Annotated in this window: 11 protein-coding genes; 7 read left to right on the top strand and 4 right to left on the bottom strand. The window is 72.8% G+C overall.

Annotated elements, in window-relative coordinates; genetic code table 11:
- The first annotated feature begins 132 nt into the window (after nt 1-132).
- Nucleotides 133-657, top strand: a complete 525-nt coding sequence (locus SGA01_RS29150) for a MarR family winged helix-turn-helix transcriptional regulator (protein WP_141300032.1) — start codon at nt 133-135, stop codon at nt 655-657.
- 76 nt (nt 658-733) lie between these two features.
- Here the strand turns inward: SGA01_RS29150 and SGA01_RS29145 are convergent, their stop codons facing one another.
- The 3 genes from SGA01_RS29145 to SGA01_RS29135 are packed head-to-tail and all read right to left on the bottom strand — an operon-like array spanning nt 734 to nt 3,304.
- Entirely contained in the window at nt 734-961 is a 228-nt protein-coding gene (locus SGA01_RS29145) for a hypothetical protein (RefSeq protein ID WP_141300030.1), read from the bottom strand.
- A 20-nt stretch (nt 962-981) separates the two neighbouring features.
- Nucleotides 982-3,102, bottom strand: a complete 2,121-nt coding sequence (gene malQ / locus SGA01_RS29140; RefSeq protein ID WP_141300028.1) for a 4-alpha-glucanotransferase — start codon at nt 3,100-3,102, stop codon at nt 982-984.
- 1 nt (nt 3,103) lies between these two features.
- Nucleotides 3,104-3,304, bottom strand: coding sequence for a hypothetical protein (locus SGA01_RS29135; protein WP_055643428.1), 201 nt, complete (start codon nt 3,302-3,304; stop codon nt 3,104-3,106).
- Between the two features lie 272 nt (nt 3,305-3,576).
- Here SGA01_RS29135 and SGA01_RS29130 point away from each other — a divergent pair, with 272 nt between their 5' ends.
- The gene (locus tag SGA01_RS29130; protein ID WP_141300026.1) at nt 3,577-6,834 is read left to right on the top strand and encodes a beta-N-acetylglucosaminidase domain-containing protein; all 3,258 of its coding nucleotides are present in this window, start codon (nt 3,577-3,579) and stop codon (nt 6,832-6,834) included.
- Nucleotides 6,835-6,884: 50 nt separating this feature from the next.
- Here the strand turns inward: SGA01_RS29130 and SGA01_RS29125 are convergent, their stop codons facing one another.
- Nucleotides 6,885-7,448, bottom strand: coding sequence for an HNH endonuclease (locus SGA01_RS29125; protein ID WP_055643426.1), 564 nt, complete (start codon nt 7,446-7,448; stop codon nt 6,885-6,887).
- Between the two features lie 267 nt (nt 7,449-7,715).
- Between SGA01_RS29125 and SGA01_RS29120 the strand changes: the two genes are divergently transcribed.
- The 5 genes from SGA01_RS29120 to SGA01_RS29100 all read left to right on the top strand — a co-directional run bounded on the left by SGA01_RS29120 (nt 7,716) and on the right by SGA01_RS29100 (nt 13,514).
- The gene (locus tag SGA01_RS29120; protein WP_141300024.1) at nt 7,716-8,777 is read left to right on the top strand and encodes a mechanosensitive ion channel family protein; all 1,062 of its coding nucleotides are present in this window, start codon (nt 7,716-7,718) and stop codon (nt 8,775-8,777) included.
- A gap of 173 nt (nt 8,778-8,950) precedes the next feature.
- Nucleotides 8,951-10,165: an ROK family transcriptional regulator gene (locus tag SGA01_RS29115; protein ID WP_141300022.1), complete on the top strand. Its 1,215-nt coding sequence runs from the start codon at nt 8,951-8,953 to the stop codon at nt 10,163-10,165.
- Nucleotides 10,166-10,228: 63 nt separating this feature from the next.
- Nucleotides 10,229-11,572, top strand: coding sequence for an ABC transporter substrate-binding protein (locus SGA01_RS29110; RefSeq protein WP_141300020.1), 1,344 nt, complete (start codon nt 10,229-10,231; stop codon nt 11,570-11,572).
- A gap of 19 nt (nt 11,573-11,591) precedes the next feature.
- On the top strand, nt 11,592-12,587 hold the full coding sequence (locus SGA01_RS29105) for a carbohydrate ABC transporter permease (protein WP_141300018.1): 996 nt from the start codon (nt 11,592-11,594) through the stop codon (nt 12,585-12,587).
- Nucleotides 12,588-12,590: 3 nt separating this feature from the next.
- A complete protein-coding gene (locus SGA01_RS29100; RefSeq protein WP_141300016.1) occupies nt 12,591-13,514 on the top strand; it encodes a carbohydrate ABC transporter permease in 924 nt (307 codons plus the stop codon).
- The last annotated feature ends 5 nt before the right edge of the window (nt 13,515-13,519 follow it).

The following is a 13,519-nucleotide window of genomic DNA, read 5'->3' as shown; positions in this document are numbered from 1 at the left end:
CGGTTCCCCCTGCTGTGGAGTGCCGGACCGGTGTGAGCCAGACTGGCTTGGCAGTAATTAACTTACCACTAAGCTACTTACTTGCAAGTGGCTTTCTTGCCATCGAGTCACGCGGAAGAGGAGACTGGTCCCATGGAGACGAACACCCCGGCCCCGGCGCCCGCCCCCGCCCATGACGCCGTCGACGCCATCACCGACCAGTGGGCGGCCGTCCGGCCCGACCTGGACACCGTGCCGATGGCCGTCTTCGGGCGGATCTACCGGCTGGCCAACGCGATGCGCGCCAAGGTGGACAAGGCGTACGCGCCCTACGGCATGGCGCTCGGGGAGTTCGACGTGCTCGCGACGCTGCGCAGGTCCGGAGAGCCGTACACGCTCTCACCGCGCGAGCTGACCGCCACGCTGATGATCACCACCGGCGGGATGACCGGCCGGCTGGACAAGCTGGAGAAGGCGGGGCTGCTGACCCGCAGCCCCGACCCGCACGACCGGCGCGGGCTGCGGGTGACGCTCACCGAGCACGGCAAGGAGCTGGTGGACCAGGCCGTCGGGGCCGGGCTCGGGCAGCAGCGGGCGGCGCTGGAGTCGGCGCTCACCGACGAGGAGGCGGAGCAGCTGGCGGGTCTGCTGCGCAAGCTGCTCGCGACGACCGTGTAGCGGGTGAACGCACGCGAGGGCGCCGCACGGTACGTCGGTACCGTGCGGCGCCCTCGGAGAGGCGGAGAGGAGGCGGTCAGGCCTTCTTGGACTTGTCGAGCACCATCACCAGGCCGACGATGACCAGGAACAGCGCCAGCGGGGCGGCCACGAACAGGCCGAGGGTCTCGACGACCGACAGCTTGGGAGCCGGGTCGTCACCGTCGTCGCGGGTCAGCGCGAGCGCGGGGGACGACATGAGCAGCATCATCAGCGTCGTACCGGCCGCGACGGCGCCGGCGCGCAGGGCGTTCTTCTTGTCCACAGCCCCAAAGTAGCGAACACCTAAACGGGCCGCGCGCCCGGGGGTACCGTACGGGCACTCCCGCGGCCGGTACGGGCCTCCTCCGGGTCCGTGCGGACGTGCAGCTCACGGAGCAGCGCGTGGACGCGGGGCGAGGCCGTGAGCCGCTCCAGGGTGAGCGGCTGCCCGTCCGGGTCCGCGATCGGCAGCCGCCAGTTGGGGTACTCGTCCCAGGTGCCCGGCAGGTTCTGCGGTCTGCGGTCCCCCACCGCGTCCGGCAGCCACACGCCCACCATCCGGGCCGGGGTGCCCAGCAGGAACCGGTGGACGGCCAGGATCTCGGCCTGCTCGTCCCCCGCCCCCTCCGGGAGCAGCCCGAGCCGCTGGAACAGGCCCAGCCACTCGGTGGTCTCGGCCGCGTCCGCCGCCCGGTCGCGCTCCGGGTCGCCGTCGAGGAGCCCGAGCCGGTGCCGCAGGGCGACATGGTCGCCGGAGAGCCGGGCGGCTGTCGGCGGCAGGTCGTGGGTGGTGGCGGTGGCCACGCACTCCGCGCGCCACCGCTCCGGGGGCACCGGGCGGCCCGAGCCCGCCCAGTCCCGCTCGAACCAGAGCACGGAGGTCCCGAACACCCCGCGCCGGGACAGCTCCTCCCGCACGCCCGGCTCGACCGTGCCGAGGTCCTCGCCGATGACGAGGGCGCCCGCGCGGTGCGCCTCCAGGGCGAGGACGGCGAGCATCGCGTCGGCGTCGTACCGGACGTACGTCCCCTCGGTGGGCTCGCTGCCCTCCGGCACCCACCAGAGCCGGAACAGGCCCATCACGTGGTCGATGCGCAGGGCGCCCGCGTGGCGCAGGAGTTCGCGGAGGAGTCCGCGGTACGGGGCGTAGCCCGCGGCGGCGAGGGCGTCGGGCCGCCACGGCGGCAGGCCCCAGTCCTGGCCCCGGGCGTTGAAGGCGTCGGGCGGGGCGCCGACCGACATGCCGGCCGCGAGGGCGTCCTGCTGCGCCCAGGCGTCCGAGCCCTCCGGGTGGACGCCGACGGCCAGGTCGTGGACGATCCCGACCGCCATCCCGGCCTCGCGGGCGGCCTCCGCGGCCTCGGCCAGCTGCCGGTCCGTCAGCCAGGCCAGCCGGCAGTGGAAGTCGACGCGGGCCGCGAGCGCGGGGTCGGCGAGCACGGCGCGCTCCGCCGAGCGCGGCTCGCGCAGCTCCTCCGGCCAGCCGCGCCAGTGCGGACCGTGCCGCTCGGCGAGGGCCTGGTAGGTGGCGTGGTCCTCCAGGGCGCGGCCCCGCTCGGCGAGGAAGTCGTGGTAGTCGGCGCGCCGCCCGGGCCCGAGCTCCACGCTCCCGACCACGAGCTCCAGGGCCCGCCGCTTGACGTCCCACACCGCGTCACGGTCGATCAGCGCGCCCTTGCCGAGGACCCGTTCGCGCAGTTCGGCCGCCTCGGCGAGGATCCGGTCGAGCGCGTCCCGGTGGCCGGGGTCCACGTGCGCGTACTCGGGGACGGACTCGATCCGCAGATGGACCGGGTCGGGGAAGCGGCGCGAGGAGGGGCGGTACGGCGAGGGGTCGCTCGGCGCGCCGGGCACGCCCGCGTGCAGGGGGTTGACCTGGACGAAGCCGGCGCCGTGCGTGCGGCCCGCCCAGGCGGCGAGCTCCCGCAGGTCCCCGAGGTCGCCCATGCCCCAGGAGCGGGTGGAGAGCAGCGAGTAGAGCTGGACGAGCAGCCCGTACGCGCGACGGTCGGGCCCGGGCACGCGCGCGGGGCTCACGATGAGGGTGCTGGTGGCGGCGCGCCCGTCGGGGGCCGTCGCCCCGACCGTGTGGACGCCGAGGGGCAGCCGCTCCCAGTCGTCGCCGGCGAGGACCGCGCCCTCCTCGGTGGTGACCCGCAGCCGGGTGCCGGGCGGCAGGTCCGCCGGCGGGTGGAGGGCGTCCTCCCCCCGCCGCCGGACCAGGGTCGGGGGCAGGAGTCGCTCCCGCTCGGCCCGTTCCGCCGCGTCGAGGGCGGCGTCGACCGCCTCCGGCGTGGTCGCGTCCACGCCCAGGGCGCCGAGGACGGCCACCACGGCGGCGTCCGGCACGGAGACGGTGACGCCCGCGGAGGGGCTGTACTCGGTGGCGACGCCGTGACGGGCGGCGAGACGGGCCAGGGTCACTTCACACTCCGGGGGACTCCGAACCACCCGCGCTGCCGCGGACGGTGGGTTCGCTGGTGAGGGGTGCCGCCTCGGTCAGGGGCGGTTCGCTGGTGAGGGGCTGCGTGTCGGGGAGCGGCGGTTCGCTGGTCAGCGGGGAGTCGGGGCCTGCCGACTGCTGAGGAATCCGTATCCGTCCGGGGTGGCGGGCGGTCGTGGTCACGGGGGTCTCCCGGTTTCGTCTCGACAGGTGGGACTTGTGGGCAACAGCTGAGCCCTACCCACCGCACCTCGTTTTACCGGCGGAAAGTGGCGAAGTGACGTCATCTCCGTGACGGCTCGCCGGGCAAAGCCGACACATCGGCCACACGCATTGACACCCCAGTGCGACGGGTGGTGGGCTCGTGACCCACTCGTTACCGAACGGCAGAGCGGCCGGCGGCGCGGCCGACCGGGCCGCCCACCCGACCGCCTACCGGGCCGAAGGGAGTTCCCGTGCACCTCGGGCGCAGGAAGCGCACGGCGACGGCGGTCGCCGCCGCCGTCATCGGCGGACTCCTCGGCGGCGCCGCTCCCGGCGCGGTGCAGGCGGCCCCCGTACCGCCGCCGGCCGACTCGCCCGCCACGTCCCCGACCGCCTCCTCCACGACCGCCCCCGCCACGACGGCCGGGGCTTCCGAGGCCGGGAGTTCGGCGTCCGGACGTTCGACGGCCACGCGCGCGCCCGCGTCCACGTCCGCGACCCCGCGCGCCTCCACGACTGCCGGGACGACGCCGGCCGTCTGGCCCCGGCCCCAGTCGCTGACCGGCCGCGGACCCGCCGTGCGCCTCGGGGGCGAGGTCACGCTGCTCGCGGACGCCGACGCCGATCCGTACGCCCTCGCAGCCCTGCAGGAGGTCCTGACGGCCGCCGGAGTGCGCGACGTCCACACCGGACTACCCGGCCGCGGGCCGGTGTTCCGGGTCTCGGGGCCCTCCGGCGAGGCCACCGAGGAGGCGCTGAAGGCCCTGCGCGTGCCCGAGCGGCTCGATCTGCCGCGCGGCGGCTACCAGCTCGCGACGGGCCGCTTCCAGGGGCGGGACACCGTCGTCCTGGACGGCGTCGGCGAGGACGGCCTCTTCCACGCCGTCCAGACGCTGCGTCAGCTCGTCGGCGCCGACGGGGAGATCCCCGGGGTCGCCGTGCGCGACTGGCCGGGCACGGCCGAGCGCGGCATCACCGAGGGCTTCTACGGCCGCCCCTGGACCCTGGAGCAGCGCCTCGCCCAGGTCGACTTCCTCGGCCGCACCAAGCAGAACCGCTATCTGTACGCGCCCGGCGACGACCCGTACCGCCAGGCGCAGTGGCGCGAGCCCTACCCGGCCGCGCAGCAGGAGGAGTTCCGCGCGCTCGCCGCGCGGGCCCGGGCCAACCACGTGACGCTCGGCTGGGCCGTGGCGCCCGCCCAGTCCATGTGCCTGGCCTCCGACGCCGACGTGGCGGCCCTGACGCGGAAGATCGACGCGATGTGGGCGCTCGGGGTGCGCTCCTTCCAGCTCCAGTTCCCGGACGCCGGCTACGGCGAGTGGCACTGCTCGAAGGACGCCGACGCCTTCGGGCGCGACGCGAAGGGCGCGGCCGCGGCCCACGCGCGCGTGGCCGACGCCGTCGCCCGTCACCTCGCCGAGCGGCACCCGGACGGCGAACCCCTGACGGTGCTGCCGACGGAGTACTACCAGGACGGTGCGACCGACTACCGCACGGAGCTCGCCGGGGCGCTCGACGCGGACGTACGGGTCGCGTGGACCGGCGTCGGCGTCGTCCCGCGCACGATCACCGGCGGCGAACTGGCCGGGGCCCGCGAGGCGCTGGGCCATCCGCTGGTCACCATGGACAACTACCCGGTCAACGACTACGCGCAGGACCGGCTGTTCCTCGGCCCCTCCACGGGCCGGGACCCGGCCGTGGCGGCCGGGTCCGCCGCCTTCCTCGCTCACGCCATGGAGCAGCCCGCCGCCTCCCGCGTCCCGCTCTTCACCGCCGCCGACTACGCCTGGAACCCGAAGGGCTACCGGCCGCAGGAGTCCTGGCGCGCCGCCGTCGACGACCTCGCGGGCCCGGACCCGGCCGCCCGCGAGGCCCTGCGGGCGCTCGCCGGGAACGACGCCTCGTCGATCCTGGACCCGAAGGGCGAATCGGCCTACCTGAAGCCGCTCATGGCCGCCTTCTGGGACGCGCGCACAAGCCCCGGCGGCACGGCGGCCGGGGCCCGCACGGCGGCCGAGGAGAAGGCGGCGCGCGAGCTGCGGGCCGCGTTCACCGTGATGCGCCGGGCCCCCGAGCGGCTCGCGGCGACCGCCGACGGCACCCTGGACGACGAGACGGGACCCTGGCTCGAACAGCTCTCGCGGTACGGCCAGGCGGGCGAGACGGCGGTCGACATGCTGCTCGCCCAGGCGCGCGGCGACGGCGCGGCGGCCTGGCAGGCGCAGCTGCGCCTCGAACCGCTGCGGGAAGCCCTCAAGGCGAGCCGGGCGACGGTCGGCGCGGGGGTCCTCGACCCGTTCCTCACGCGCGCGGTGACCGAGTCGGCGGCCTGGACCGGCGCCGACCGCACCCCGGCCAGCCGGACCGACCGCGCCCCCGACTCGTACACCGTGCGGCTCGACCGGGCGCGGCCCGTGGAGGCCCTGACGGTGATGACCGCCCGCACGGACGGGGGTTCGGGTACGGGCGGCGCTCCCGCCACGGACGCGCGCGTGGAGGCGTACGTCCCCGGGGAGGGCTGGCGGGAGCTCGGCCCGCTGTCCGCCTCCGGCTGGACCCAGGCCGACCTGAAGGGCCTGCGCGCGGACGCGCTGCGGGTCGTCTGGAGCGGCGGAGGACCGGCGCCCGAGGTGCGCTCGCTGGTGCCGTGGTTCGCGGACGGGCCGCGTGCCGGGCTCGAACTGGCCCGCACGGAGACGGACGCGGAGATCGGCGGCCCCGCGCAGCGGGTGGACGTGGAGCTGACGGGGCTGCGCGCGGGCGAGGTGCGCGGGCCGATGACGGCGAAGGCCCCGAAGGGGATCGCGGTCCGGCTCCCGAAGCAGGCCGTGGTGGAGCGGGGCGCGCGGACGACCGTCCCCCTGGAGGTGTCGGTGGGCGCGGACGTGCCGGCCGGTTCGTACCGGGTGCCGGTGTCCTTCGCGGGCGAGGAGCGGGTCCTGACCGTGCGGGCCTTCCCGCGCACGGCGGGTCCCGACCTGGCGCGGGCGGCCTCGGCCTCCTCGTCGGGCGACGAGACCCCGGACTTCCCCGCCGCCTCGGCGGTGGACGGCGACGCGAAGACCCGCTGGTCGTCCCCGGCGGAGGACGGCGCCTGGTGGCAGCTGGAGCTGGCCGAGCCCGCGCGGATAGGCCAGGTGGTGCTGCACTGGCAGGACGCCTACGCCTCCCGCTACCGCGTCCAGGTCTCGGCCGACGGCCGCGTCTGGCGCACGGCGGCGACCGTCTCCGACGGGCGGGGCGGCCGGGAGTCGGTCCGGATGGACGCGGCGGACACCCGCTTCCTGCGGGTGCAGGGCGAGACCCGCGCGACTCCCTACGGCTACTCCCTCTGGTCGGTGGAGACGTACGCGGTGGCCCCGCAGGACCCGCCGAAGAAGCCGGCCGAGAAGCCGGTCGAGAAGCCCGCGGAGAAGCCGACGGAGGAGCCGACGACGCCCGAACGGGCCGAGGGCGGCCCCGAAGGCGCCTCCGAGGGCGCGCCGGAGGAGCGGGACACCCCCTGACGGGTGCCCCGTCCCCGTACGCGAAGGCCCGGGTACGCGAAAGGCCCGGCTCAACCCGTCGTCAGCGCCCCCACAGGGGCGTCCGCGACGGAGTCGATCCGGGCCATCACGTCCTCGGCACCGTACGGCTGGAGGTAGGGCAGCCAGCGGGGGTCCCGGTGTCCGGTCCCGATGATCCGCCAGGCCAGGCCGCTCGGCGGGGCCGGTTGGTGGCGCAGCCGCCAGCCGATCTCGCGTAGGTGCCGGTCGGCCTTGACGTGGTTGCAGCGGCGGCAGGCCGCCACGACGTTCTCCCAGGCGTGCGTGCCGCCCCTGCTGCGCGGGATGACGTGGTCGACGCTGGTGGCGACGCCCCCGCAGTACATGCAGCGCCCGCCGTCGCGGGCGAAGAGGGCTCTGCGGGTCAAGGGAACGGGCCCCCGGTAGGGGACCCGCACGAAGCGCTTCAGTCGCACCACGCTCGGTGCGGGGAGGACTTGGGTCTCGCTGTGCAGGAAGGCGCCGGACTCCTCGAGGCAGAGAGCCTTGTTCTCCAGCACGAGGACGAGTGCGCGGCGGAGCGGTACGACGCCGAGGGGCTCGTACGACGCGTTGAGGACCAGGACATGCGGCACGGATGCCTCCAATGGCGCCGGCGGCGCGTGGCTCGCGCCGGGACGAACTGCTCTCAGTCTCTCCTCAGGCCTGGTCGGAGCGCCACCACGTACCGGGATCGGTGTGACGGGCCCGGAGTGTTCTCGACCACATCGGCGTCTCCTACTCTTACCTGCCTCTTACTTGCCCAGGTGAAGTCCGTCTCTCCCTCGAACACGGCAACAGGACCACGTCCGATGCCCCGTTAGTGTGGATGGTCTGCGTACGCGACGCCTGGAGGTTGCCCCGTGTCCTGGTCCGCCCTAGCGGCTGCCACCGAACCCGAACCCATTCCGGTGACCCTGGACGAGGCGGCGGAGAAGGCCACGAACGCGGCGAGCTGGGTGGAGGAGAACTGGTCCACCTGGCTGAACACCGGACTGCGCATCCTGCTGATCCTGGTCGTCGCGCTCCTGCTGCGGATGGCCGTCCGCCGCGCCCTGACGAAACTGATCGAGCGGATGAACCGTTCGGCGCAGGCGGTGGAGGGGACGGCCCTCGGCGGCCTCCTCGTCAACACCGAGCGCCGCAGGCAGCGCTCGGAGGCGATCGGCTCGGTGCTGCGCTCGGTCGCGTCGTTCCTGATCCTGGGCACGGCGGGGCTGATGATCCTCGGCGCCTTCAAGATCGACCTGGCGCCGCTGCTCGCCTCGGCCGGTGTGGCCGGTGTGGCGATCGGCTTCGGCGCGCGGAACCTGGTGACGGACTTCCTGTCCGGCGTCTTCATGATCCTGGAGGACCAGTACGGGGTCGGCGACTCGGTCGACGCGGGCGTGGCCTCCGGCGAGGTCGTCGAGGTGGGCCTGCGGGTGACCAAGCTGCGCGGTGTGGACGGCGAGATCTGGTACGTGCGCAACGGCGAGATCAAGCGGATAGGCAACCTCAGCCAGGGCTGGGCGACGGCGGGCGTGGACGTGACCGTCCGGCCGACGGAGGACCTGGAGCGGGTGCGGTCGGTGATCACCGAGGCGGCGGAGTCCATGGCCAAGGAGGAGCCGTGGAACGAGCGCCTGTGGGGGCCGGTCGAGGTGCTCGGTCTGAGCGAGGTGCTGCTCGACTCGATGACCGTCCGGGTCTCGGCGAAGACGATGCCGGGCAAGGCGCTGGGTGTGGAGCGCGAGCTGCGCTGGCGCATCAAGCAGGGCCTGGACGCGGCCGGCATCCGGATCGTGGGCGGGGTCCCGGCCCAGGCCGAGGAGTCCGCGGCCGACCCGACGGCGGGCATGGCGGCCCCGTCGGCCTTCGCCTCGGCGACCTCGCCGCAGTCGGCGGCGGCGACCCCGCTGCCGAAGACGGACCTCACCAAGTAGAGGACGGACCTCACCAACAGCAGTAGGGCAGGACGCCCCCGCGGGTAACGCTTCGGTTGCCTTCGGGGGCGTCCTGCGTTCCCGGGTATTGACGCCCCGGTGACGGTCGCCTTATTTTCCTCCCACAGAATAGGAAACTTTCCTAACAGTGTGCGAAGGCAGGTGCGACCGTCATGACCGGTACGACCCCGGGAACGCCCGGCACACCGCGCGTACTGCGGGCCATGAACGACCGCGCCGCCCTGGACCTGCTCCTCGAACACGGACCGCTCTCACGGACCCGGATCGGCAAACTCACCGGCCTGTCCAAGCCGACCGCCTCCCAGCTGCTCGCCCGCCTCGAGGCCGCCGGTCTCGTCGTCGCCACCGGCACCACCGAAGGCCGACCCGGACCCAACGCCCAGCTGTACGCGGTGAACGCGCGAGCCGCGTACGCCGCCGGGCTCGACGTCAACGGCGACCGCATCCACGCCGCCGTCGCCGACGTCACCGGCGAGATCGTCGGCGAGTACGAGCTCCGCACCCCCGGCCGCAGCGCCACCGGCGTCGTCCGCCAGGTCACCGACGCCCTCGACGGGGCCGTCAAGGCGGCCGGGATCGCCCTCGACGAGGTGCGGCGCCTGGTCATCGGCACGCCCGGCGCCTTCGACCCGGCGACCGGACGGCTGCGGTACGCCTCGCACCTGCCCGGCTGGCACTCCCCCACCCTCCTGGAGGAGCTGGCCGCCGTCCTGCCCATGCCCTTCGAGTACGAGAACGACGTCAACCTCGTCGCCATCGCCGAGCAGCGCGTGGGCGCCGCCCGCGGCCACGCCGACTTCGCCCTGCTGTGGAACGAGGAGGGCATGGGAGCCGCCCTCGTCCTCGGCGGCCGCCTGCACCGCGGCTTCACCGGCGGCGCCGGCGAGGTCGGCTTCCTGCCCGTCCCCGGCACCCCGCTGGTCCGGCAGGTCACCAAGGCCAACTCCGGCGGCTACCAGGAGCTCGCGGGCGTCCAGGCCGTGCCCCGGATCGCCCGCGCCATCGGGATCGAGACCCCCGAGCAGCCGTACGTACCGGTCGCGAGCGGCCTGCTGTCCCGGGCCGCCGAGACCCACGAGGACGACCCCCTGTACGCGGAGCTGCTCGACCGCTACGCCGAGCGCGTCGCCACCGGCCTCGCCTCGATCGTCGCCGTCCTCGACCCCGAGCTGATCGTGCTCTCCGGTGACGTCCTCGTCGCCGGCGGCGAACCCCTCCGCGCCCGCGTCCAGTCCGAGCTCGCCGAGCTCGCGGCCTCCCGCCCGCGGCTCGTCCTCGCCGCCGTACCCCGGCGTCCGGTGCTGCGCGGCGCCCTCGAAAGCGCCCTCGCGACCACGCGCGACGAGGTCTTCGACACCTCGCGCTGACCCGCCGCCCGCCCCACGCCCCGCCCCTTCCGTCATAAGCCCCCGCCACAGGGAGACACCGTCATGCCCGTACGTCCTCGTAGAGCGGCCGCCGCGCTCGCCGCCACCGCCTCGATCGCCCTCTTCGCCTCCGCCTGTACCGGCTCCACGGAGAACAAGGCGTCCGACGACCCGAACGCCAAGACCACGATCACCTTCTGGCACGGCTGGGCGGCGCCCTCCGAGGTCAAGGCGATCGAGGACAACATCGCCCGCTTCGAGAAGGCCCACCCGAACATCAAGGTGAAGGTCGTCGGCGGCATCAACGACGACAAGCTGGGCCAGGCGCTGCGCGCGGGCGGTTCGAACGGGCCGGACGTCGTCTCCTCCTTCACGACCTCCAACGTCGGCAAGTTCTGCGCCTCGGGCGCGCTCACGGACCTCAAGCCCTTCATCGAGAAGGACAAGATCGACCTCGACAAGACCTTCCCGAAGGTCCTCCAGGAGTACACCCAGTTCGAGGGAAAGCGCTGCTCCCTGCCGCTGCTCTCCGACGCATACGGCCTCTACTACAACAAGGACGCGTTCAAGAAGGCCGGCCTCGACCCCGAGGCCCCGCCGAAGACCTGGTCCCAGTTCACCGAGGTCGCCAAGAAGCTCACCAAGCCGAAGGGCGACTCCTACGAGCAGCTCGGCTTCATGCCGAACTACCTCGGCTACGAGACCGTCGTCGAGCACTACATGTCGCAGTGGGACCACACCTACTTCGACAAGGACGGCAAGTCGAACATCGCCAAGGACCCGGCGTTCGCCGAGATGATGACGTACCAGAAGTCGCTGGTGGACACCCTGGGCGGCTTCCGGAAGCTCGACAAGTACCGCACCACCTTCGGTGACGAGTGGGGCGCCAAGCACCCCTTCCACACCGGCCAGGTCGCCATGCAGCTGGACGGCGAGTGGCGGCTCAACTTCGCCAAGAACGCCAAGGTGGACTTCGAGGTCGGCGTCGCGCCGATGCCCGTCGCCGACGACGAGCTCGCCGAGTACGGCAAGGGCTACCTCTCCGGCACGATCATGGGCATCGCGCCGCAGAGCAAGAAGCAGAACGCCGCCTGGGAGCTGGTCAAGTTCATGACCACGGACACCGACGCCGTGGTGGGCTTCGCCAACGACATCGGCAACGTCCCCTCCACCCTGGAGGCCCTGAAGTCCCCGAACCTGAAGCTCGACGACCGCTTCAAGGTCTTCCTGGACATCGCCCAGCACCCCGAGTCCTCCACCATGACCGGCGCGGTGAACGGCCCCAGCTACCAGGAGACCCTCTCCGACCTCGCCCACAAGTACGAGAAGGGCCAGGTCACCGACCTGAAGAAGGGCCTCGCCGACACCGCGGCCCAGATCGACCGCGACATCGCCGCGGCGAAGTGACGGCCGGGACGACACGCCCATGAGCACGGACACCCTGCCCGCGAAGGAGGCGGCGGCCCCGGCCGCCGCCCCGGGGGGACAGAACACCCTGCGGGCGAAGCGCCGGCGCAACGCGCTGCGCACCGCCCTGTTCATGTCGCCCTGGCTGATCGGATTCGGCTTCTTCTTCGCCTATCCGCTCCTCTCCACGCTGTACTTCTCGTTCATGCGGTACGACGGCCTCAACCCGCCGACCTGGCGGGGTTTGGAGAACTGGACGTACGTCTTCTCCGACATGCCGAAGTTCTGGCCGGCGATGCAGAACACCCTCTGGCTGGCCGTCGTGATGGTCTCCTGCCGGGTGCTCTTCGGCCTCGGCATCGGCCTGCTCATCACCAAGATCAAGACGGGCGCGGGCGTCTTCCGCACCCTCTTCTACCTGCCGTACCTGGCCCCGCCGGTGGCCGCGACCCTGGCCTTCGTCTTCCTGCTCAACCCCGGGACCGGGCCGGTCAACTCGCTCCTGGAGGCGGTCGGCGTCCCCGCCCCCTCCTGGTTCAACGACGCCGACTGGGCCAAGCCGGCCCTGACCGTCCTCGCCGTGTGGGGCGTCGGCGACCTCATGGTCATCTTCATGGCCGCGCTGCTCGACGTGCCGAAGGAGCAGTACGAGGCGGCCGAGCTGGACGGCGCGTCGCCGTGGCAGCGGTTCCGGTACATCACCCTGCCGAACATCTCGCCGATCGTGCTCTTCGCGGTCGTCACCGGGATCATCGGCGCGATGCAGTACTACACCCAGCCGATCGTGGCCTCCAAGGTCGCCTCGGGGGTGATGGGCGGCTCCGGCGCGACCTTCCAGCCCGGCTACCCGGACGACTCCACGCTCACGCTCCCGCAGCTCGTCTACAGCCTCGGCTTCAGCCAGTTCAACTATGGCGCGGCGTGCGTGGTGGCACTCGTACTCTTCGCCCTCTCCATGGCCTTCACCGCGCTCCTCATGCGCCGGCGCGGCGGCCTGATCGGCTCGGGTGACTGAACCATGACGACCGCGACCCTCTCCGACCGCCCCGACAGCTCCGACAGCTCCGGCCGTCCCGGCCGCCCCGCGAAGGCGAGCCCCGCCGAGAAGACCGCACGCCGCAAGGCGCTGCTGCACTGGATCGCCGTGCACTCGCTCGGCATCGCCGCGGCCCTGTTCTTCGTCCTGCCGTTCGTCTTCGTCTTCCTGACCTCCCTGATGAGCGACCAGCAGGCGCTCACCCGGGACCTGACGCCGAACTCCTGGCACTGGGAAAACTACGTCAAGGTCTTCGAGACGGAGGGCTTCCTCACCTGGTGGAGGAACTCCCTGCTCTACGCGGGCCTCGGCACCGTCCTCGTCGTGGTGTCCTCGGTCCCCGTGGCGTACGCGCTCGCCAAGTTCCGCTTCCGCGGCCGGCACCTGTCGCTGCTGCTCGTCATCTCGATGATGATGCTGCCGCCGCAGGTCGTGATCATCCCCATGTACCTGTTCTGGGCCAAGCAGATGGACCTCTCCGGCACGCTGTGGCCGCTGATCATCCCGATGGCCTTCGGCGACGCCTTCGCCATCTTCCTGCTGCGCCAGTTCCTGCTGACGATCCCGAACGAGTACATCGAGTCCGCGAGGATCGACGGGTGCGGCGAGTTCCGCACCCTGATACGGATCGTGCTGCCGATGGCCAAGCCCGGCATCGCCGCCGTCGCGCTGTTCCAGTTCTTCTACTGCTGGAACGACTACTTCGGGCCGCAGATCTACGCCTCCGAGAACCCGGGGGCCTGGACGCTGAGTTACGGCCTGGAGTCCTTCAAGGGCGCGCACCACACCGACTGGAATCTGACCATGGCCGCGACCGTCCTGGTCATGGCCCCTGTGATCCTCGTCTTCTTCTTCGCCCAGAAGGCGTTCGTCGAGGGAGTCACACTGACCGGAGTGAAGGGCTGAACCAC

Origin of the sequence: Streptomyces gardneri (assembly GCF_006539185.1) — a bacterium.
In the GTDB taxonomy this organism is placed as follows: domain Bacteria; phylum Actinomycetota; class Actinomycetes; order Streptomycetales; family Streptomycetaceae; genus Streptomyces; species Streptomyces gardneri.
This window is presented reverse-complemented; position numbering and strand designations above follow the sequence as displayed.